Below are 20144 nucleotides of genomic sequence, written 5' to 3'. Positions count from 1 at the left end.
ACGGGTAACGGCTTATAACATAGAATTTCTACACGGTCTTAGTCTGTTAAATGGTCTTCTGGAAATAAAAGTAATAAATTGGGTGTAAACATGACACTATTTGAAAATAATTTTCCTGATGTGTGGTGTTTATACTTAAAAACGATCTCATTTCCGTATCACGGCTTATCACAATTGTTTTAGCCAGTCCAGGAACTGAGACATTTTCTCTTTGCTGATGGTTACAGTTTCTTCTGTGGGGATGGACAAAGTCACCGACAACTTACGGGAGAGGTACCCGGATGCGTCGAGCACGGCTTTTCTGTTCACCAGGAATTGCCGGTTGGCTCTGAAGAATAGTGGCTCTGTTAATTTCCCCAGTTCTTCCATGTTCTTATTGATGAGATACACTTGCTTGTCAAATGTGGTCAGATTTACAACGCCATTCTTCAGGTAAAAAAAAGCAATATTGCTGATGGCTATAGGAAGGATCTTATCTTTCTGGTAAACAAGTACTGCCCCGGAGTCAGCCGTCTTCTTCGAAACGTAAAGCTGTTCAAGCGCTTTATAAGACAAGGCATTCCCGGTCATTTTTCCTTTAAAGGCCAGGTACTTATTAATGGCGGCGGCTACAGCTTCTGTGGTGAATGGTTTCAGGATGTAATCAATTCCGTTGGCCTTAAAGGCATGCAACGCATATTCATCAAAAGCTGTACAAAATATGACCGGTACATCTATTTCCAGTTTGGAGAATATTTCAAAGCTTAACCCATCTCCCAGTTGAATGTCCGAGAAGATGAGGTCAGCATAACATCCATCACTGAAATAACTGATACTTTCTTTCACCGTGGTCAGTATTTTCTCAATCTGCGCTTCGGGGAACAATTGCTCAATTGTCTGGGCAAGGTCCCTGGCAGTTACTTTTTCATCTTCTATGATCACTAACTTCATTACATAAAACTTTGATGCTTACAGAAAAGGTTTTGTTGTCCTGACGAATGATCACATCTTCCGTAGACAGGATCTTATACCGCTCGATCAGGTTAATGAGCCCTTTACCGCTCGGTCCCTCTATACGTGTTCTCTCCTGCAGATTATTCTCAATGATGATACGATCGTTTTCATAAAACACTTTGATCTTCAGCGGCGAGGCCTCGGTCACTTCATTATGTTTGATGGCATTTTCTATTAATGACTGTATCGAAAACGGCGGTACTGAGCCCTGCAGCAGTACTTGCTCTGGAATATTGATCGTGCAGATCAATGCATCTTCAAACCGTATCTTCTGCATTTCGAGATAATCGTTGCAAAGCCTGATCTCATCCTGAAGACGGGAAAGGCGTGATTGCGGTTCTGTCAGAGAAGCCCGCAAAAAACTAACCAGGTGGGTAAGGTACGCCTCTCCTGCCTGTAAATCTGCCTTATACAGGCTTTTCAGCATGCTTAAGGCATTAAAAAGGAAATGGGGATGGATTTGTTGTTTAAGCAGCAGGTTCGCTGATTCCAGGTTTGCGGCTTTCAGCCGGGAGTTTTCCAGATCAGTATTTGTCTTTTCATACCGGAGGATAATAATATTCTGTATGATGATGACAAGACTGTTATTGATGATCGCCTGTACAAGAATAGAGCTCATTCGTTCTGCCACAGTCTCCTCTCCGATCTGAGACAGATATAGCTCTAACGGGCCAGTACAAAAACAAAAGATAATAGCAAACAGATATCCCAGGGAATATCTCATCCATTTCCTTTTTTTCACGGATGCAGCAGGCATCAATCTCCGAAGCATTACCAGGATAAGCACATTGACAAGCCCTTGCAGGAAAAACCGTACGCCAACAAAGACAGCATAAAAAAACGGCGTGCTACCTCCTGTTTTAGATATATTAAGGATCATGAATGCGGTAGCGGCAGTGAGCAACCCCGCCACTAAACTATACAATATCATGTTCCTCATTAATGGACTGACGTTCATGTTATAAAGATACTGCATTTGTTAATCAGCATAGATACAACGCATTATTAAACGGACAAAACGTGCTTTAAAGCGTCCTATTTCCCCATTAAACGGCTCGATGGTATTCTACCATGATCTATTCCTCCGGAACGGCATATCGCCAGATTTAAGGCTTCGTGAGGCATTTTGTCCGCTTCGTTCATTTTCTGCTCGCAGCTGGCTATCAAAACGCCCACCTTTGACCCGGCTAATATTAAAACCACCCTCCGGGGGATCATTAATGTCGAAAACTAGAAAAAAGAAATCATGAAAAAGTTACTCTTCATTTGCCTCGTTCTGCTATCTACAAAAGGTTTCAGTCAGAGTTTTTTAAAACGCTTCGAATTCGGATTAAAAGCCGGCGCTAACTACAGTAATTTCACCAACACTGATTTTGCAACCGATCCATTAGTCGGATTCCATGCCGGCGCCACCGTTGCTTTCAAAATCACAGACAACTTCCTGGTACAGGAAGAATTCCTGTTCTCCTCCCAGGGAGCAAAAATCAAAGGTGATGTGTTTGGCAACAACGATATTAAGCTTTACTACATTTCCGTACCCTTTCTGGCTAAATACCGGACCAACTCAGGATTTTATATAGAAGCAGGCCCTCAGGTAGGTATGAAGGCCAAAGAGGAAGTGAAGGGGCTGACCGTAGGCGAGTTTGCCAAGAAACTGGACCTGGCTGCGGCAGGAGGTATTGGCTTCCAGTCAAAGATCGGGCTTGGTATTGGTGTAAGGTATATTTACGGAATATCCAAGGTTGGCGACTTTGATATTACCAATATAAAAACAGATTTCAGATCCAATGTAGCCCAGGCAAGTATCTTCTATGTCTTCTAAGGTATGACAGGTATCAACGGGACAGAAAAGGGGCGTCTTCATTATCGAATGAGGCGCCCTTTTTTCATTGAATATCACTCGCTGCGAATACGCCCCTATCGCATACTGCATAAGACTATGCCAATGCCATCAGCTTAATCATTACGGGCTGCATGATGCAGTAATATTGCAGCAATAATTAGTAACTTCACATGGGATATCCATTCAGGTTAACCTTTAAAACCATTCAACCTGGCAAATTCATTTTATATAAACCCAAACCATCTATTTATGAAAAAACTTTTACTCAATTTGTTAGCCATTATGTTCGCATGCACTTCTGTAAAGGGGACATCCATTACTGCAGACACTACATTGCCCTGTGTATCTGCCTATGAGCCCAACAACACAGACGAAACAGCAGCACCCATACCGCCGAATACCAATATTCAAGGGGCGATGTACCCTTCAGGCGATTATGACGTTTATGTGATCAATGCCACGGCTAATGCGCAATTACACATTACGCTGCAAAATCCAGCTGCCAATACATATCTGGGGATTTACAACCCCGACTCCGGAGAATATGACTGGTCGCCAAACTCAGGTGTCGTCGACGACGCTCTCGATTTCCACACCATCGGAGGAAAATGCTATATCTATGTCGGCGCTTACGGAGAACCATCCGAAACCTGTTATACACTTAATGTTGGATTGACATATCCCTCACTCTGCCCGGATACTTTTGAGTATAATGATGTATTGGATTCTGCAAAGACCATTGCTATTGGACAAACAGTTGCAGGCAGGATCTCAGACCACATTGACAGAGATTACTTCAGATTTACGGTCGACACAACGTCGACAATCAGTGCGTATATGAGTAATGTTGTTTCAGAAGATCTTCAGTTCGACCTTTTAAATGCTAATGGCATACGTCTGCGTTCAGGTATATATGATGCAACCAATAAAACTAAACATATCTTTCATTACGGAGTACCTGCTGGCACTTACTACCTGGAAACCAGTAGTCAGGGATTTGCCATCAGTGACGAATGCTATCAGCTGACGGTCAGCACCCAACCATCACAGGAATGTGCGGATTGGTACGAGCCTAATAATAACGATCTGGAAGCCCCCGAAATATCAGTGAATACTGACTATATCTCAAAACTACAGGATCAGGACTTCTATCTGTTCTTTGTCCCTCCAGGAACATATTACTTCGAAGTAAGAGCAGATGGTCTCTGGCCTGATTGCCGGGTACACGTGACAGACTACTGGCTTAACGGAGTTGGATTCGATCACGTGGGATACAATGAAGACTATGGTTCCGTAGAAGTGTTCAATGGAGGAGGCGAGTATTATATCGTTGAGGTAGATCCTTACACAGGTGGTCCATCATCTGATAAGTGCTATAAACTGAGAATAAATGTGCCCGGAGCTCTCGCCGCCCGTACAGGAGCACCCACAACCAAAAATGATGCTATCACGCCTGTTAAATTATATCCGGTACCAACAACAGGTAAAGTCTTTATGGAGATTAACACCAAAGGTGAAAAAGAAAAATACATCACAGTATCTGATCTCAGCGGCCGCGTTCTCTTCAGCCAGAAATACGGTGTTACAGATGGCCTTAACAAGCTGGAAGTCACGCTTCCATCCACCCTCATCAATGGTGTTTATATTATCTCTGATGGTAAACAATCAAAGAAAATCCTGGTGAGACGCTGATCATCTGAAGCAATAATGCCCCATAAATCCACACATTTTTGGTAAAAAATATTTAGCCATCTGATCTATTTCAGATGGCTAAATATTTTCTGTCGCAAAGAAATCAGGTTGGTTATTGGTAAAAAGCAATGTAAGATCAAACCGCTGTCCCGTCGAGAAACCATTGTACAAATTTCCCTTCTTCCCCACCCTCACCGATAGCCCATTCATTATATCTATCACTATTTTCTGATTCAGCCGGTCTTCGAACTATCTGCTGAGAAACCATTTTAATAAATTTCCTTTCAGCCCTCCCATACCAATGATCATATCAACATATTCGGCTTCCTCTTCTGAGGGATTGGTATGTATAGCTAAAGATTCACTGATAGGTTCATAGTCTGAATAATCATATAATGACCATATCCTTTTAATCTCTTCAAAATGACTATTAATCAGCTCTTCCACCGGCATTTTCTTATCCAACCAGTGAGGCCCTATGTGAAGGAGAAAAGCAGTCCAGTCGTATACTAAACCTTTATCCTGCCGTTTATGCGCTTCACGGATGAGGTATATGCCCAGGTCGTACACGTTCATTACTTCCAGGGCCCCTTCTGCTTTCCTTAACGGAGAACCATAGTCGATATAGATCTTGCGGGTGTCCCTGTCCAGGTAGGCAACCATCTTGTTCGTTTCGCTCCATTCTTCCTTAATATCCCGGTAAATGAATTCAATGTCATCTTTTTCCAATAACTTTTCGAAATAGGATTCATTTCCCTTGTAATCCGGATGCTCCTTATAGTCGATTGTCCTGGTATACCCGCTTTTCAGCAGAATGGGCATCACTCTGAAATTGGTAAACGAACAATCAAATTGCTGTTGTATAGCATACAGGTTTCCGATGAGTTTTATTTTTTCTTCGTTTGTCCTGTCTGTTTTGTCGACCAGAATAATACCGTATTCTATCAGGCCTTCTATTTCCCACCTTGACATAGCTATACGCTTGCTGATTTAAACTTCAATAACGAAATATATTATTTATTTAGACGCGTTGAGGACGCGGATTTTCCAAAGGATATCAGATAAACACAAGTGACAACCATGCTTGCTTATCAATCCGTACTTTCTGATCACATCACAAAGCTAAACAGAAAGTTGAAGAAAACATATACGGGAAATACGCATTTTTCTCCTCGTTAAACGTGTTTCAATTGATTGATTAACTTCATCTGAGATAAGGCTATCCCGACCTCTACCTAATCTTAACCCTGTTTTTTGTGTACTGAGCTTTGAGATGGCTTCGGGATTCGTTTGAGATTCGTTTCACCTATGTCTATCTTACGTTCATCCTACGTCTTTGAACGTAAGATGAACGTAAGATAGACATAGGTGAAACGAATCTCAAAGCCTATTCAAAGCTTGTTGTATTAGTAACAGAAAAACTTTACAGTTTTTATGGTGAGGTTCAGGATTGACTTTACCGGTGCAATGTTTCTTCTACCTAAATCTTTCGTTATACCATTACACTACAACCTATTGCGTAAAAATGACGAAATAAGTTTTGTCAGGTTCATTATGTTTACGTATTTTCATTACGTCAAAAAAACGTAATAGTTTTAAACCCATCCCCCATCCTTAAAAATTCCATTATGAAAAAATTGACTGCAATTCTTACCGTATTCTTTTTTATGCTGCTTTCATTTAACAGCTATGCCCAAACAGAAAACAAACCCGACTATTTTGTTGGCAAATGGGATGTAACTGTAATAGGCACCCCTCAGGGTGATGCTGTCATGAAAGTAGACTTAAAACGAAATGAAGGGAAATTAACAGGAACCATCCTGACCCAATCTGGCAGTGAACCCGCCGCCATCAGCAAGATAGAAGAAACTGATGGAAGCGTTAAGCTCTATTTTACTGCCAGCGGATACGACGTGTTCCTGCTATTACAGAAAAAGGATGACGATCATGTTACCGGCAATCTGCTGGAGATGTTTGATGCTAAAGGAGTGCGGGTAAAAGCAGAGGATACAAAATCGTAGATCTGCTATGCCATATTCTCGTTATTAAACTCAATGCCCATTTTACATGAAGTCATTACTTACTATCCTATTCGTCTGTCTTAGCGTACAAATGAATGGTCAGGATTTCCGTACAGCCAACACTGAAGACATCGCGCTGTTTCCACAACAAAATGAGTTTCGCAATACGCTGGATCTTTCCGGTATATGGAAGTTTAAAAAGGATTCACTGGCAGAAGGCGAAAAGCAGCAATGGTTTAAGGGATTAAGCGATTATCGTTCTATCGCGGTACCAGGCAGCTGGAACGAACAGTTTGATGATATGCGCGATTATCTGGCTATGGCCTGGTATGAAAAGGAAACCTATATCCCCGCCAGCTGGAAAGGGCAGCGTATCTTTATCCGTGTAGGATCTGCTAACTATGCCGCAAAAATATGGGTCAATGGTCAGCCTCTTGGCCAACATGAAGGCGGACATTTACCTTTTGCTTTTGAGATCAGTTCTCTTGTGAATTGGAATGCCAGCAACAGGATCACGATACAGGTTGAGAATATATTAAAACCTGACAGAGTACCTACCGGCGGAGATGTAGCCACTGGCTTGTTCAACAACTTCCCCAAGTCCAATTACGATTTCTTCCCGTACGCGGGACTGCACAGGGCTGTGTGGTTATATACTGTACCTTCTGCAGCAGCTATCGCAGATGTCGCCATTAATACCGGCTTTACCGGAAATGACGGTGCAGTGGAAATAAAAGTTGTTGCACATGGAAAAGCATCACAAGGGAGAATAAGCATTGCAGGTATACAGGCGCCAATCCGGTTTTCTGGTGGCAAAGCTACAGCCAGTATAAAAATTCCGAATGTAAGGCGCTGGTCTCCCGAAGATCCATTCCTGTATACAGTAGATGTAACCCTGACAGAAGGTAATAAGACGATAGACCATTACACAACAGAAACAGGTGTCCGTACCATTACTGCCAACAGCAAGCAAATACTGCTTAACGGTAAACCTATATTCTTAAAGGGTTTTGGAAAACATGAAGATTTCCCCATCTATGGCCGTGGCACTGCATATCCTGTGATGATAAAAGATTTCTCTCTGTTCAAATGGATAGGCGCTAATTCCTTCCGCACATCCCACTATCCATACGACGAAGAATACATGAGAATGGCTGACAGGGAAGGCATCCTCGTCATTGACGAAATACCGGCAGTCGGGTTATATTTCCATGGGGACACAGCCCAGTTACAACGGCGTCAATCCGTTTGCCACCAATACATAAATGAGTTAATTACGCGGGATAAAAATCACCCTTCCGTTATCATCTGGTGTATTGCCAATGAGCCATTTCCGGCAAAGGTAGGCCTGACTTCAGGAGAAGAAAAACAAGGAGACGATCAGGCGCTGGTATCTTTAAAAACACTGTTTAAACAGGTCAAAACACTGGATTCCTCCCGGCTCACTACTCTTGTTGGGGTAATGGGAGGTCCTTCCGACTGGCTCACGTTGGGAGATGTTACCTGTGTTAACCGCTACTGGGGTTGGTACACCAATCCGGGGGATGTTCGTGCAGGCGCGGCTATGTTAAGTATGGAACTCGACCGTTTGCATCAAAAGGTACAGAAACCGGTTATCATTACTGAATTTGGTGCTGATACATATCCCGGCATGCATGCCGAACAACCAGAAATGTTTACAGAAGAATATCAGACAGATTTTATCAAAGCTTACCTGGACGTGGCTGACAGTAAAGACTTTATTGCAGGAATGCATGTATGGGCTTTCGCAGATTTTAAAACTTCTCAGGCAATTATGCGGTTTGGAGGCATCAATTATAAAGGTGTTTTTACCAGGGACCGCAAACCTAAAATGGCAGCACATTATTTACGGCAGCGATGGGCAAGAAAGAACTGATAAGTAAGACAAAAAGCTGTGCAGCTTGCGCAGCTTTTTGTCAATATTAGCGCGGACTATTGTAATCCTATTTGTTTAGCGTACGTTTGATTATCCCAGAAAAGATGTTCTTCCTTCATTACACCGTTTTCCCATATCCCTACTGTGGCCATCGGCATTTTGAATGCCTTTCCGGTTGGTGGAATGAATTTTCCATTTCCGATGGGCATAGGTTTGGTGAATGTACCTTCAAATACCCCGGTTACGAGCGTGTAATTGCCAGAACCAAATTTGATCGGATGTTCTTTGATCCTGGTATCAGGCGCATGTACAAAGAGCTTCTTCAGATCCTCAATATGGACGTCAATGCCTTGTGCCATGTGACCATCCGGCCAGAACACTTTTATATCCGGCGCATGGCTTTCTTTCAGGCGATCCCATTTCTGGTTACTGAATACATCAAAATCCAGTTCGTCAAATTTTTTAAGATGATTGGCAATGCTGTCATTGGAAGCAGCCAACTGCAGGACTATCTTTTTTAAGCTATCAATATTCTCCGTTGAATTTGAGGAAGGAGAAGTGGATTGTCCACAGCCTTGAAGCATGCCCAGAGATACCATTAATACAAGGGCAGGAATAATGAATTTGAAATTTTGGTGGTTCATGAATTTATATTTAAGCATTGAGGAAATAAGTGTCTATTATAATCAGACTTCCTGATGGCTTAGATCATTTCTTCTGCTGCTTTCAGCTCGTTCACTTTTTCAGTCATAACTATCTCTTTTGGTGATTGATCAGGAATGTAAATTTCGGAGAACAAGAAAAATTTCACCATTGACCTTGTTTAAGAAATAGTCTTAATCTATATTAATACTTTTGTTTGTTGTAGCAACTTGAATGGGGTACTATCAGTTATATTGCAATCGCAAATGTCTTATTATACTGGTTGTTTTATACATTTGCCCGTTTTAGGCCTTCTCCTCATCAAACCCCACTTGTGTAATCTGCTTACACCTGACCAGGAACTTCTCCTGAACAGCAACATCGTCTGCCGCAGGCAGATAATGTGCATGCCGTTTATGATGGAAATACTGACCGCTTACACATGCTTTGGGATCATTGCTTACTGCAAGCCATACCTGCGTCTCAAACCCTTTTTCAAGATTGTCCGGCGCGCCTGCACCACCCATTCTTGTTGGTACCCAGCCGGGATCAACTGCATTCGAGAATATAGATTTGTATCTGCGTGCTACGGCCATGGACAATATCACATCATGCAGCTTTGTATCGGAATATGTAACATGATTGCCTCTGGAATGTATGTCTGCCGGAAGATTGTCCAGGCCTGGATCACCCTGCAAATGCATGCCAGAACTCAGGTAAATGAGCCGCTCCGGTTTATGCATCAAACAGGTTAAGATATAAGGCGCGAGACTGTTCACAGCTAGTATGGTTGGCAAGCCCTCAGCACCAACACTATTCCTGGGTACCTGGTAAACACCGGCATTGTGAATCACCACATCGAAGATACCCAAGGCATTAGCCTTCGAAGCCAATGCCTTAGTTTCCTCTATACTGGAAAGATCTGCGATCAATACATCTTCTGCACCAGGTACTTGCTTTAATGCATGCTGTGCCCTCTCTTCACTACGGGCATGAAGAACAACCTGGTGCCCCAGCTTAATCAATGCATTCGCAGACAATTGCCCAAGCCCATCTGCAGACCCGGTGATGAATATTCTAGCCATGTTCCATTCGTCTAAAATAGCGTCCTCGTGTGATCTTTACAGGTAATAACAAATTTTATCCTGAAGAGTTGCAAAAAGTACCCACAAACCGGTAGATACCGCTACGTACTGCACTGTACGTCTAACCATCTGTAGCCAGCAGCCCCACATCACAGCAGGCAATGCACAATCCTTATTATTCCCCCACTGATACGCAGAAACTAACACCATTTTTTTCAAACGGAGAGGTCTGCAGTAGACTTCTACCTACCGCCAGTATTATCCTCTACTAATTTAAAATCATTAGTTCATAAATTAGCAGAATTTTCTTTATCATTAATATTCCCAGGAAAAACCTAACAGGCTTCATTGGAGAACACTAGCACAACTGGAGATATTATTTTGTCCGATTCGCCCCTATTTTTGTCTCTTTCGCCCCGTCTGAAATCTGACGAAGGCTATAACTTTGCCATCAATATTCACCACCAATCACACATGTATGAAAAAGACAGTTTTTTTCGCAGTCGTCCTGACTGCATTTGCCTTTATAGCACCCAACAATCCACTTACTAAAAAGGAAAGAAAGGATGCTATTCAATTATTGAAGAGCACTGAGAATGACCTGTTGCAGGAAGTGAAAGGGCTTAGCGAAGCACAATTGAAATATAAACCTGCGCCCGACCGGTGGAGTGTAGAAGAATGCGTGATCCATATCGCCACTACCGAACAGATGTTGTGGCAAGCGACAGATGCAGGTATCAAACAACCTGCCAACCCCGAGAAGCGTTCCGAAATAAAAATGACAGATGAGCAAATTGTAAAAGGTGTAGAAGACCGCTCACAGAAAAGGCAAACATCCGACAACCTGAAACCGGAGAACTCACCTTTCAAGTCCATGAATGAAGCACTGGAGAGTTTGAAAAGCAGCCGCGAAAAACTCACCGGCTATGTTAAGTCAACCCCGGAAGACTTGCGCAGCCATGTGCTCGCCATGCCGTTTGGCAGCCTGGATTCCTACCAGATGATACTGTTTATAGCAGCGCATAACGCCCGGCATACGCTACAGATCAGGGAAGTAAAAGCTGATGCGGGTTTCCCAAAAAGTTAGTCGTTTTGTCTTCGTCGGTGTTACAAACTTATGGAGAAGGATGTAGTATACACTTTTGACAAGATTATTGGATGAACTCCTGCAGGGGCTCCCATATTATCGTATGCGATAATATGGGAGCCCCTGCAGGGAAAAAATGAATTATTGAATCCACAAAGTGTCCGGCAATGAGGCCACTGATTATTATCAATATCTTTACTTTACCTTGACTACTACTTTCCCCTTTGCCCGGCCACTTTCAACATAAGCCATAGCCTCGTTTGTTTCTTTAAAAGGGAAGACTTTATCAATAACAGGACGAATGATGCCTGCATTAATTAAGGTAGTTATCTCACCTAATTGTTTTCCTTCTGCCCTCATGAAAAGAAAGGAGAAATTCACATTAAGTCGTTTCGCCTTATTCCTTACACCAGCACTCAATATTTTGAAAATGAATCTAACATACCAGGGTGCTCCAATTGCAGTTGCAAAATCCGGGTCGGGTGGTCCGGAAATAGAAATGAGTTTACCACCAGGTTTTAGGATACTTAAAGACTTTTCAAGGGTCTTACTATCCTGGCTGTTCAAGACCACATCATAATCTTTCAGTATTGTTTCAAACTGCTGTTCTTTATAGTCAATAACAATATCAGCACCAAGACTTTTCACCAGTGCTGTATTTGCAGAACTGGTCGTAGTAGCTACGGTAGCCCCCAGATGTTTTGCCAACTGAATAGCAAATGTACCTACACCACCTGAACCAGCCTGGATAAAAACCTTTTGTCCTTTTTTAAGATTCGCTTTTTCAACCAATGCCTGCCAGGCAGTTAGACCGACCAGAGGAATAGAGGCTGCATCTTCCATTGAAATATCCTTCGGCTTCAATGCAACGTCATTTTCATTGATTGCGATAAATTCCGCGAATGTCCCTACCCGATGGTCGGCAGGGCGGGAATATACTTCATCTCCTACTTTAAACTGACGAACCTTTGAACCCGCTTTTACTACAACACCCGCAACATCGTGTCCCAAAATAAGCGGAAATTTGTAGGGTAAAATGAGTCTAAATTCACCATTCCTTATTTTTGAATCCAACAGATTAACGCCTGTAGCATATACCTGAACCAATACATCATTATCTTGTAATATTGGCGCTGCTACTTCTGAGAGTTGCAATTTGCCTTTTTTGCTATAGTGAGCTATTGTAAATGCTTTCATATTGCGAATTTATTTTAGCAACGCGTTTAACTTCTTTGGATTCATCAATCCAGACATCAGCCTGGGTGAAATCCGGCTTAGTATGTAGACTAATTTTGTATCGCCTACCCGGATTGTATACCGGTCCTTCCGAAGACCGGCAATGAGCGCCTTTATTACATTTTCCGGCGTAATCTTTTTGCCGTCCATATCGGCCGTCATTTCTGTTGCCACAAGCGGCGGCAGCAGTTCAAACACCTTTACACGGCTGTTCAGGATCTGTAGATGTGCTCTGAGAGCTTCTGTATAAAAACGTAGTGCTACTTTTGAGGCCGAATAGGTTGCTTCCGTATTTAAAGGAACATAACTCAATATTGAAGTCGTATTTATAATGGCACTTTCAGCTCTTGACTGCAGCATCTCCATAAAAAGATTATTTAAATGGATAACCCCAAGGTAATTGATGTTCATTTCGTTCAATGCATTTTCATAATGAGCATCGCCCGTCACGCCGAAATTTGATGCAGGACTCAATACGCCTGCGTTGTTGTATAAAATATCAATTCCACCAAGCGTTTTAACCTGTTTTAAAAGCAACACAGCGTCTTCTTGATTCCCGGCGTCACTCTTTATGGTTATCAATGAAGGAAACCGTTTTTTTGCTTCCTCCAGTTTTACCTGATTTCTCCCTGTGATAATAACTTTCGCACCAGCTTCCAGAAACTGTTTTGCTGCTTCAAGCCCGATACCGGCACTACCCCCGGTAATCAATATTGTTTTATCTCTTAATTTCATTGTTTAAATTTTTATTCCAGTAAAAGAGTTACCTGGCAGCGTTCACTGACTTTAAAATGGATTTCTCGAAAGTTTTGTAGGCAAACTTTTGAAGCAGCAATGCCATTGAGGAACCTTTACCGACCGGATAGCTAAACTTTGGTTCCTTTTCCCTTACTGTTTGCAATAAAATATCAATAACCGGTGTCGGTGAAGCCCCGGTGACTAAGATGGTCTGTTTCACGTTCAAATGATTTTAAAGATTGTTCACGTCTGAATTATTGACCTGGATCAGAGTTAGATCATTCCTTCCCCCGTTCGTACAAAAAGTAAATGGATCTGGCTCAGCATAAAACACCCGCTAATTTTAGACTTTTTAGTATATTTTAAGCCGTAAAAAACGGAGCTATCACCGTAGATTAAAATAGACTTTTTAGTATATTATTTGGCAAAAAAATTATAAGGTGTAACTCTCTAATTCTGCTTTCAGGCCCTTAATCAATCCATACATTGGCTTTGCTGTATTCATGGCCCGGCACAGGACAAGAGCGCCCTCTACAGCAGCTGTTGTTTTAAAAGCATAAGCGGCCGGATCAAGCTGGTCAGAAAATTCTCCACTATCAATACCTTGTTGTAAGATCCTGGTAAATAATTCATGCCCCTGACGCAATGCCGTAGCCACCCTTTTTTTTACTTCCGGGAAATTATCATCTGATTCTACTGCCGCATTGAATAATGGGCATCCCCCGGCCATATGTGTATTCAACGGATCCTTATAGAAGTCAAGAAAAGCGAATACCTTCGCCTTTGCCGTTTTACCCTTGCTTATTGCAGCTAATATTTTATTACTATTATTCTCAAGCAAAAAATCAATCACCTGCAAAGACAAATCCTCCTTGCTTTCGAAATGACCATAGAGGCACCCTTTGGTTACTTTTGCAGCATCAAGCACGTCGTCTATACTAGCGCCAGATATCCCTTTTTGATTAAAAATAGGGGCTGCTGTTTCCAGGATAAACTGTTTTGTTCTTTCCGCTTTACTCAACATCATTAATCAACTTTACAGCACAAAATTATACTAAAAAGTATATTTCTAACAATTTTTATTGGATAAATTTCCAGTCGACCAATAAATTCGGTTATTATATTATATATAGCCTCCATTGTGTTAGGACATTTATGTCCATCCAACGTACCTGTTTTTTCTTTTGGACATCCGGTATTATACTTCAGAATACCATGACACGACTAAAAATGGGCTATTAAACGGCTTTCCCGGGGCTATAGGCAACATAGTAGGGTATGAAATGTACTGGGGCAGTACTTTTACCTGGCATTCAGAAGTGGGAGCGTTCGATGCAGTAATAGTCTTTACCTGGGTAACGTCGTTTAGGCATACCACATGAAAATCAGACAATTACAATATTATCCAAATTAACTCATAAATAAACCAGGATATTTCTTAAATTTCAGCTGTAATTCCCTAATTGCTTATGTCCCAATCTTATCATACCCTTCAAAGAGAGCAGACCACCCACCGTTCCGCTGCTGAAAATACTTCCCAGAATGGCATACAGTTCAAAGCTGTAAAACCTTTCCAAAAGAAAAGCAGTGATGCTCCCGTACAAGCACAGGAGGATGAATTGTTGCAGGGTCGTTTTGTCGCGCAACTGCAGGAGGATATGGAAGAAGAAATACCCGCACAGTTTGTGTTGCAGAAAGCGACATTACCAGAGGAAGACCAACCAGTAATGGGGAAGTTCACCGCACAGCTGAAACAGAATAATACCGGTATGCCTGATCAGTTAAAATCAGGTGTGGAGCAACTTTCCGGCATGAGCATGTCTGATGTAAAAGTACACTACAACTCTTCCCAACCGGCACAATTGAATGCGCTGGCATATGCACAGGGAACGGATATCCATATAGCACCCGGACAGGAACAGCATTTACCTCATGAAGCATGGCACGTAGCCCAGCAAAAGCAGGGACGTGTAGAGGCTACCACACAGATGAAAACCGGTACTCCGGTGAATGATGACCCGGGACTGGAACACGAAGCTGACGTGATGGGTGCACAGGCTATGCAGGTAGGAACGCAGAGTATGCACGAATAATATTTCTCAGGAAAAAATAAAAAACGAAGGCCGTTTCAGGATAATCTGAAACGGCCTTCGCTTTTTATAAAACTACTTTAATTTTATTCTTATCCCAATCCTGTTACTTTGCTACAAACAATAAAGGAGTGCAGACAGGCCTGCCCGCATCCATTGATCCAACTAAATAGTAGCAAACACAATGAGAACAACTGAGATCAACAAATCAGCATTACAGACAACAGGCACATTAGTGCCCGATGGCCCGGTATATATGCTAAATTTGCTGCGCTATAAAGAATATGCGGATTATAACAACCCTGCAGGCCCATCTCCCTGTTCCGGCCGGGAGGTCTATATGCAGCGATATGTCAGGGAATTTAACCGGATAGCCGCAGGACATGGAGTCAAATTACTGTTTCTCGGCAACGTAGGTGTAAGCCTCGTGGCGCCGGATACTGAGCAGTGGGATGATATAGCGATAGTTGAATATCCTGATTTCTTCACTTTCCGCCATATTGTAGATAGTAACGCGTATCTTACCGATGCCGAGCCACACAGGCTGGCTGCACTGGAAGACTGGCGGCTGATCGCTACCAATAAAATATCCCTGTAATTATTCGTCTCAGGAGCTCACCGCCAGTGCAAGCATCTTTTTAATAAACAGCCGAATGAACGAATCAATTCTGAAGAATTTCGAAAAACACATCTCCCTGGATGCATCAGAAATCGAATATGTTCAGGCCCTCCTGCTCTCTAAAAAGGTGAAGAAAAACACTGTGCTCCTGAAAACCGGAGATATCAGCAGATACATTTATTTTGTTGTGAAAGGGTGCCTGCGCATGTATAACACAGATGATAAAGGCCTTCAACATATCGTCACCTTTTGCCCGGAAGGCTGGTGGTCAGTGGATCTATCCAGCTTTCACTCCGGGGGGCCGGCTTTTTATACAATAGATGCCCTGGAAGATACTGAAGTACTCTATCTCAGTAATGAAAGCGTGGATAAGCTGTATGAGAAAGTCCCTAAATTTGAACGCTTCTTCCGTATTTTCTTCGCCAATGCGCTGGTATTATATCAGCGCCGGATGACAGCCCTCATTTCTCAATCAGCAGAGGAGCGCTATTTTCAGTTTCAAAAGCGCTATCCGGGTCTTGAACAAAGAATTGCGCAAAAACATATTGCTGCTTACTTAGGTATCACACCCGTCTTTTTAAGCATGCTGCGCAAGCGTCTCTGATAAAACAACACAGGGACCGGTTCGTAGCCGGCCCCTGGAATAAAAGTGAAGGCCGCCTCAGATGGGGCGGCCGTTCTTGTTGGGCTAACAAATGCGCTTGTTGCGCAGGTATTTCAGGTAAGGGATAACAGGAGCTGACCCGTTATTACATTATAAATTGGCCTTTATTTCCTCCAATGTATCAGCGAAGGCCTTTTCACGCCGTACATCTTTTTGCCATGCAAGCCCTCTTTCCAAGAGGTCTATTTCCTGTTTAACAGTAGCTCCGGGTTGCCCCTCCTCTTTTCCAAGGATAAATACTGTATCAGAAATAGCCACACTCGTTTCAATATCGTGCGACACGATCACCAGGGTTTTTAATTCATCAGAGACTGATACCTGCAATAACATATCTACTACTTTATCCAATACACAGATATCCAGTCCAGAGAAGGGTTCATCAAACAGGAGAAAGGCCGATCCTTTTAATAGTTGCTGCATAATACTGGCACGCTGACGCTGACCGCCAGACAATTGCTGTGGGTATTTATGCAGGCTGTCTGTTATTTCAAATGCAATAGCCCATTTGGCAATAGCATCTTTTTCATTTCCTTTTAAGGCGGGGTTTTGCCTGCAGGCCATCATCAATGACTGATAAATGGTTTTCCATTCAAACAGGTAATAATGCTGGAATACAACGCCCATGTCGCCTGCTTCCACCTCCTTATTACCATATATGGTAATGCTTCCTGAAGATGGTTGCTGTAAGCCCGCCATCAGGCGGAACAACTGTGTTTTACCAATACCGCTCCTACCAAGTAAAGACACTACCTGGCCCTGGCTCATACCCGGGCGTACGATATTCCGGACGGTAAAATTGATGTCCCTCAAAATGGAACGGTCACCGTAATTCAGGCTCACATGTTCCGCCTGCAAAAGCACCTCTTCTTTAGTGTATGTCATCATGTTGTTTTCTGTGATCTGGTGTAAGGAAATAGCCAGCTACGGATAGTTGCCAGCAGATAATCGAAGAACAATCCCAACAGGAAGATCAGCAGCTGCAATGCTAACACGTTGGTCAGATCGTTATACTTATTGTATTTGATCAACAGCGCTCCTATTCCACCTTCACTCATACTGAGCCCTTCTACCATTGTTATCATCAGCCATGATATAGCAAAGTTGTGCTGCACCATTTCCAGTACCTTGTCGGCCTTCCCGACGATGATCACCTCGTATAAGGTCCGCCAGCGATTATATCCCAGCGTCTTACACAGGTCATATTCCTGCTGGGGAATATGCACGATGACAGACAGGAAGGAAGTCACAAAAAAGGGTACAATACCAAATATCAGCAGCCATAATTTGAGTGCACTACCATTCTGCGTTAGCAGGGTAAATACAAAAATGAGCCCTGCTAATGTGAGGTACCGGCATTTCACAATAAACAATGCGATACCTTTAAAAAACGGCAATACAGACAAATAAGCGAAAACCAGGGTAATAGCAATAGAGTACAGCATGGCCTGCATTGTCAGTAAGAGGCTAACCAGCACATTATCTATCAGTACTTTGGTGGTGGATAAGTGCGCCAGGGCTGCCAGCACTTTACCAGGTTGCGGCATTAACCCATCGGATGTCAGATGCCACAGCGTCAGTGCCAGTATTACCTGCGATATTACCAGGATCAGGAATGTCTGCCTGCTGATGACAGCAAAGGGCTGAAATAATTTCTTCATGCGGATAATATTTTATGAAGGAGAAAAAAGATAGCCGCCGGGCTTTTGCCGGACGGCTATCCGGGCTAATTGTTACTGGCCTAAGACGATCTCCACCCTTCTGTTTTGACGTCTGCCAGCTTCTGTGTCATTATCAGCTACAGGTTTGGCAGCACCAAAACCTTTCGCCTCTACACGATTCACAGAAAGCCCTTTCCTCACCAGGTATTCTTGTACAGCAGCCGCACGCTTCTCAGACAGCGGAACGTTGACTGCATCAGCACCTACATTGTCTGTATGTCCGTATACACCAAGCTTCAACCCTTCCGCTACTACAGCAGATTCAAAGATCTCGTTCAGCATTTTGAATGAAGAAGGCTTGATCACAGCAGAACCGGTTTCAAACTCTATGCTGTAGGATTTCGATGATACTTCTGACGTGATCTCGGAAGCATATTTCGTTTCAATAGCCTTACCTTCCAGCAATTCCGGGTGATTTGACAACACAGAGAAGAGGAAGGATTTATCTACCGCTTTCTCGTATGGCATAAATGAAGGCATCAACGCAGGATACATTTTCACCATCAGGGTACCAAAAGTGTTGTACACCGCTTTGTACCTGTCAATTTTATCCTCACCCAATCCAAAGGTGTTGGCCATGTCCTGCAGGTTAAATACAGCAGATCCACCCAATGATACCTTCAGTCCCTGGATATCTTTTTCCTCCACACCATTGTAATATTTCAGCCAGTACGCAGCATCCTGTTCGTTATATACCTCAGCGCTTACTTTAGCGGCAAAAGCTTTTGCATCATTAAAGGAACGTACCTGGTCTCCCGCCTGTGCCAGTGCAATGATCATGTTCTCCACATCTGTGCGGTGGTCGTATGCCCACTTTTTGATGGCTATCGTCTGGTTGGGCATCTGCGAAGCATACTGCTTTGTATTGGCAATAGTCACCAATCCGCCTTTTTTCACAGCCACGTTTACGTCGCCGGGTGTCCAGGTAGCAACAGCATCCACGCCTACAGTAGTGTCTTTACCGGTAGTTTTACCATTTACCACCACTTTACGGCTTTCGGTATAACCGGTGATGTATTTATTAGGCGCGTCCAGGAAGTCGTTGGCTGCAATAATGTTGATAGCGGCAGCATCGTAAGTGGTCTCATCAGGGTTCACCTTCAGACCATTGTCGCCTGCCCATTTCAACAGAATATTGATATCGCCGTCACGCAGCACACCGGCCACACATTTACCGATAGCGGTTTTAGGATCAGCCTTCCACTGCTGAGGCCCCATTACCTGGTCTTCACCATATGATTTACCGTGTGTAACAGGTATGATCACAGGCTGATATTCAGCTCCGAGTGCATCCAGCTCTTTTGACAAAGAAGTCATGAAAGCAGGCATACCGTCTCCCATAAAGGTGATGAGCACACCCGGCGTGTTGGGATCCTTTTTATAGTCCTGCGCAAACTTCACCAGGTCGGCCATCTGCTTGTTACAGTCATCCTGCCTTACATAGGTGATGTCCAGCTTTGCATTATCAAACAAGGATCCTTTGGTAGTACGTACACCACCATTGGCATACATGGCCGAGAACTGGCTGTTCCATGCCATACGTAACCAGGTGATCTGTGTACCACCGTTTCCTGCAGGCTCATTGCCTGGTAAAGGGGCCTGCATTGCGTTACCGCTTAAAGATGCTTCAGGCGCATCAGGCAATACTACCTTACCTACTTCCAGCGATTCGCCCACCTGTTTCGGGCGGCCCTGATACCATCTTACGCCTAAGATACCGGCTGCTACTACTGCAGCAATAATGAAAAGTTTTCCTGCGGGTTTTAATTTGATTGCCATTTTATACTGTGTTTAGTTATGTTTAAAAATTGTTTGTGAT

At 43.1% G+C, this 20144-nt stretch carries 20 protein-coding genes; 8 read left to right on the top strand and 12 right to left on the bottom strand.

Features of this window, described 5'->3' with window-relative positions; all coding sequences use genetic code 11:
* Positions 1-168 precede the first annotated feature (168 nt).
* Positions 169-930: a LytTR family DNA-binding domain-containing protein gene (locus F3I09_RS20430; protein ID WP_149696895.1), complete on the bottom strand. Its 762-nt coding sequence runs from the start codon at positions 928-930 to the stop codon at positions 169-171.
* A complete protein-coding gene (locus F3I09_RS20425; protein WP_188133887.1) occupies positions 905-1924 on the bottom strand; it encodes a sensor histidine kinase in 1020 nt (339 codons plus the stop codon). The genes F3I09_RS20430 and F3I09_RS20425 overlap by 26 nt, the downstream gene beginning before the upstream one ends.
* 315 nt (positions 1925-2239) lie before the next feature.
* Here F3I09_RS20425 and F3I09_RS20420 point away from each other — a divergent pair, with 315 nt between their 5' ends.
* Positions 2240-2815 carry a porin family protein gene (locus F3I09_RS20420; protein ID WP_149696893.1) on the top strand — a complete coding sequence of 192 codons (576 nt, stop codon included), beginning with the start codon at positions 2240-2242 and terminating at the stop codon, positions 2813-2815.
* A 270-nt stretch (positions 2816-3085) separates the two neighbouring features.
* Positions 3086-4528: a T9SS type A sorting domain-containing protein gene (locus tag F3I09_RS20415; protein ID WP_149696892.1), complete on the top strand. Its 1443-nt coding sequence runs from the start codon at positions 3086-3088 to the stop codon at positions 4526-4528.
* A 249-nt stretch (positions 4529-4777) separates the two neighbouring features.
* On the opposite strand, the gene F3I09_RS20410 is transcribed toward F3I09_RS20415, so the two are convergent.
* On the bottom strand, positions 4778-5500 hold the full coding sequence (locus F3I09_RS20410) for a hypothetical protein (protein ID WP_149696891.1): 723 nt from the start codon (positions 5498-5500) through the stop codon (positions 4778-4780).
* Positions 5501-6156: 656 nt separating this feature from the next.
* Here F3I09_RS20410 and F3I09_RS20405 point away from each other — a divergent pair.
* Positions 6157-6549: a hypothetical protein gene (locus tag F3I09_RS20405; protein ID WP_149696890.1), complete on the top strand. Its 393-nt coding sequence runs from the start codon at positions 6157-6159 to the stop codon at positions 6547-6549.
* 46 nt (positions 6550-6595) lie between these two features.
* A complete protein-coding gene (uidA, locus tag F3I09_RS20400) occupies positions 6596-8446 on the top strand; it encodes a beta-glucuronidase (protein WP_149696889.1) in 1851 nt (616 codons plus the stop codon).
* A 56-nt stretch (positions 8447-8502) separates the two neighbouring features.
* Here uidA and F3I09_RS20395 read toward each other — a convergent pair whose 3' ends face one another.
* Together F3I09_RS20395 and F3I09_RS20390 are read right to left on the bottom strand one after the other, a co-directional pair.
* Positions 8503-9090 carry an ester cyclase gene (locus tag F3I09_RS20395; protein ID WP_223233315.1) on the bottom strand — a complete coding sequence of 196 codons (588 nt, stop codon included), beginning with the start codon at positions 9088-9090 and terminating at the stop codon, positions 8503-8505.
* A gap of 303 nt (positions 9091-9393) precedes the next feature.
* The gene (locus F3I09_RS20390) at positions 9394-10173 is read right to left on the bottom strand and encodes an SDR family NAD(P)-dependent oxidoreductase (protein WP_149696888.1); all 780 of its coding nucleotides are present in this window, start codon (positions 10171-10173) and stop codon (positions 9394-9396) included.
* A gap of 478 nt (positions 10174-10651) precedes the next feature.
* On the opposite strand from F3I09_RS20390, the gene F3I09_RS20385 reads away from it, so the two are divergent.
* Positions 10652-11260 carry a DinB family protein gene (locus F3I09_RS20385; RefSeq protein WP_149696887.1) on the top strand — a complete coding sequence of 203 codons (609 nt, stop codon included), beginning with the start codon at positions 10652-10654 and terminating at the stop codon, positions 11258-11260.
* A 195-nt stretch (positions 11261-11455) separates the two neighbouring features.
* Here F3I09_RS20385 and F3I09_RS20380 read toward each other — a convergent pair whose 3' ends face one another.
* The 4 genes from F3I09_RS20380 to F3I09_RS20365 all read right to left on the bottom strand — a co-directional run bounded on the left by F3I09_RS20380 (position 11456) and on the right by F3I09_RS20365 (position 14255).
* On the bottom strand, positions 11456-12457 hold the full coding sequence (locus F3I09_RS20380; protein ID WP_149696886.1) for an NADP-dependent oxidoreductase: 1002 nt from the start codon (positions 12455-12457) through the stop codon (positions 11456-11458).
* Between the two features lie 9 nt (positions 12458-12466).
* A complete protein-coding gene (locus F3I09_RS20375; protein WP_149696885.1) occupies positions 12467-13231 on the bottom strand; it encodes an SDR family oxidoreductase in 765 nt (254 codons plus the stop codon).
* 28 nt (positions 13232-13259) lie between these two features.
* Positions 13260-13454 carry a hypothetical protein gene (locus F3I09_RS20370; protein ID WP_149696884.1) on the bottom strand — a complete coding sequence of 65 codons (195 nt, stop codon included), beginning with the start codon at positions 13452-13454 and terminating at the stop codon, positions 13260-13262.
* A 213-nt stretch (positions 13455-13667) separates the two neighbouring features.
* Positions 13668-14255, bottom strand: a complete 588-nt coding sequence (locus tag F3I09_RS20365) for a TetR/AcrR family transcriptional regulator (protein WP_223233314.1) — start codon at positions 14253-14255, stop codon at positions 13668-13670.
* A 448-nt stretch (positions 14256-14703) separates the two neighbouring features.
* Between F3I09_RS20365 and F3I09_RS20360 the strand changes: the two genes are divergently transcribed.
* From F3I09_RS20360 to F3I09_RS20350, 3 genes are all read left to right on the top strand, one after another.
* Positions 14704-15327, top strand: a complete 624-nt coding sequence (locus tag F3I09_RS20360) for a DUF4157 domain-containing protein (RefSeq protein WP_149696883.1) — start codon at positions 14704-14706, stop codon at positions 15325-15327.
* A 181-nt stretch (positions 15328-15508) separates the two neighbouring features.
* Positions 15509-15922: a hypothetical protein gene (locus tag F3I09_RS20355; RefSeq protein WP_149696882.1), complete on the top strand. Its 414-nt coding sequence runs from the start codon at positions 15509-15511 to the stop codon at positions 15920-15922.
* A 55-nt stretch (positions 15923-15977) separates the two neighbouring features.
* Positions 15978-16547 carry a Crp/Fnr family transcriptional regulator gene (locus F3I09_RS20350; RefSeq protein ID WP_149696881.1) on the top strand — a complete coding sequence of 190 codons (570 nt, stop codon included), beginning with the start codon at positions 15978-15980 and terminating at the stop codon, positions 16545-16547.
* Positions 16548-16697: 150 nt separating this feature from the next.
* Here the strand turns inward: F3I09_RS20350 and F3I09_RS20345 are convergent, their stop codons facing one another.
* From F3I09_RS20345 to F3I09_RS34460, 3 genes are all read right to left on the bottom strand, one after another.
* Entirely contained in the window at positions 16698-17492 is a 795-nt protein-coding gene (locus tag F3I09_RS20345; RefSeq protein WP_149696880.1) for an ATP-binding cassette domain-containing protein, read from the bottom strand.
* Positions 17489-18265, bottom strand: a complete 777-nt coding sequence (locus F3I09_RS20340; RefSeq protein ID WP_149696879.1) for an ABC transporter permease — start codon at positions 18263-18265, stop codon at positions 17489-17491. Before F3I09_RS20340 ends, F3I09_RS20345 begins: the two co-directional genes overlap by 4 nt.
* Before the next feature lie 72 nt (positions 18266-18337).
* Positions 18338-20104 (bottom strand): OmpA family protein, encoded by a 1767-nt coding sequence (locus F3I09_RS34460; RefSeq protein ID WP_223233313.1) that lies wholly within the window; start codon positions 20102-20104, stop codon positions 18338-18340.
* Positions 20105-20144 lie beyond the last annotated feature (40 nt).

The organism is Chitinophaga sp. CF418, from assembly GCF_900142925.1.
Lineage (GTDB): Bacteria > Bacteroidota > Bacteroidia > Chitinophagales > Chitinophagaceae > Chitinophaga.
The sequence above is the reverse complement of the archived record's forward strand: the minus strand, read 5'-3'. Positions and strand labels throughout refer to the sequence as shown.

Coding starts and splice junctions, on each gene's coding strand:
- F3I09_RS20385 (WP_149696887.1), top strand. CDS start 10,652: ATGAAAAAGACAGTTTTTTTCGCAGTCGTCCTGACTGCATTTGCCTTT.
- F3I09_RS20415 (WP_149696892.1), top strand. CDS start 3,086: ATGAAAAAACTTTTACTCAATTTGTTAGCCATTATGTTCGCATGCACT.
- F3I09_RS20420 (WP_149696893.1), top strand. CDS start 2,240: ATGAAAAAGTTACTCTTCATTTGCCTCGTTCTGCTATCTACAAAAGGT.
- F3I09_RS20395 (WP_223233315.1), bottom strand. CDS start 9,090: ATGAACCACCAAAATTTCAAATTCATTATTCCTGCCCTTGTATTAATG.
- F3I09_RS20390 (WP_149696888.1), bottom strand. CDS start 10,173: ATGGCTAGAATATTCATCACCGGGTCTGCAGATGGGCTTGGGCAATTG.
- F3I09_RS20410 (WP_149696891.1), bottom strand. CDS start 5,500: ATGTCAAGGTGGGAAATAGAAGGCCTGATAGAATACGGTATTATTCTG.
- F3I09_RS20380 (WP_149696886.1), bottom strand. CDS start 12,457: ATGAAAGCATTTACAATAGCTCACTATAGCAAAAAAGGCAAATTGCAA.
- F3I09_RS20360 (WP_149696883.1), top strand. CDS start 14,704: ATGTCCCAATCTTATCATACCCTTCAAAGAGAGCAGACCACCCACCGT.
- F3I09_RS20430 (WP_149696895.1), bottom strand. CDS start 930: ATGAAGTTAGTGATCATAGAAGATGAAAAAGTAACTGCCAGGGACCTT.
- F3I09_RS20345 (WP_149696880.1), bottom strand. CDS start 17,492: ATGATGACATACACTAAAGAAGAGGTGCTTTTGCAGGCGGAACATGTG.
- F3I09_RS20350 (WP_149696881.1), top strand. CDS start 15,978: ATGAACGAATCAATTCTGAAGAATTTCGAAAAACACATCTCCCTGGAT.
- F3I09_RS34460 (WP_223233313.1), bottom strand. CDS start 20,104: ATGGCAATCAAATTAAAACCCGCAGGAAAACTTTTCATTATTGCTGCA.
- F3I09_RS20340 (WP_149696879.1), bottom strand. CDS start 18,265: ATGAAGAAATTATTTCAGCCCTTTGCTGTCATCAGCAGGCAGACATTC.
- F3I09_RS20425 (WP_188133887.1), bottom strand. CDS start 1,924: ATGATATTGTATAGTTTAGTGGCGGGGTTGCTCACTGCCGCTACCGCA.
- F3I09_RS20375 (WP_149696885.1), bottom strand. CDS start 13,231: ATGAAATTAAGAGATAAAACAATATTGATTACCGGGGGTAGTGCCGGT.
- F3I09_RS20405 (WP_149696890.1), top strand. CDS start 6,157: ATGAAAAAATTGACTGCAATTCTTACCGTATTCTTTTTTATGCTGCTT.
- F3I09_RS20355 (WP_149696882.1), top strand. CDS start 15,509: ATGAGAACAACTGAGATCAACAAATCAGCATTACAGACAACAGGCACA.
- uidA (WP_149696889.1), top strand. CDS start 6,596: ATGAAGTCATTACTTACTATCCTATTCGTCTGTCTTAGCGTACAAATG.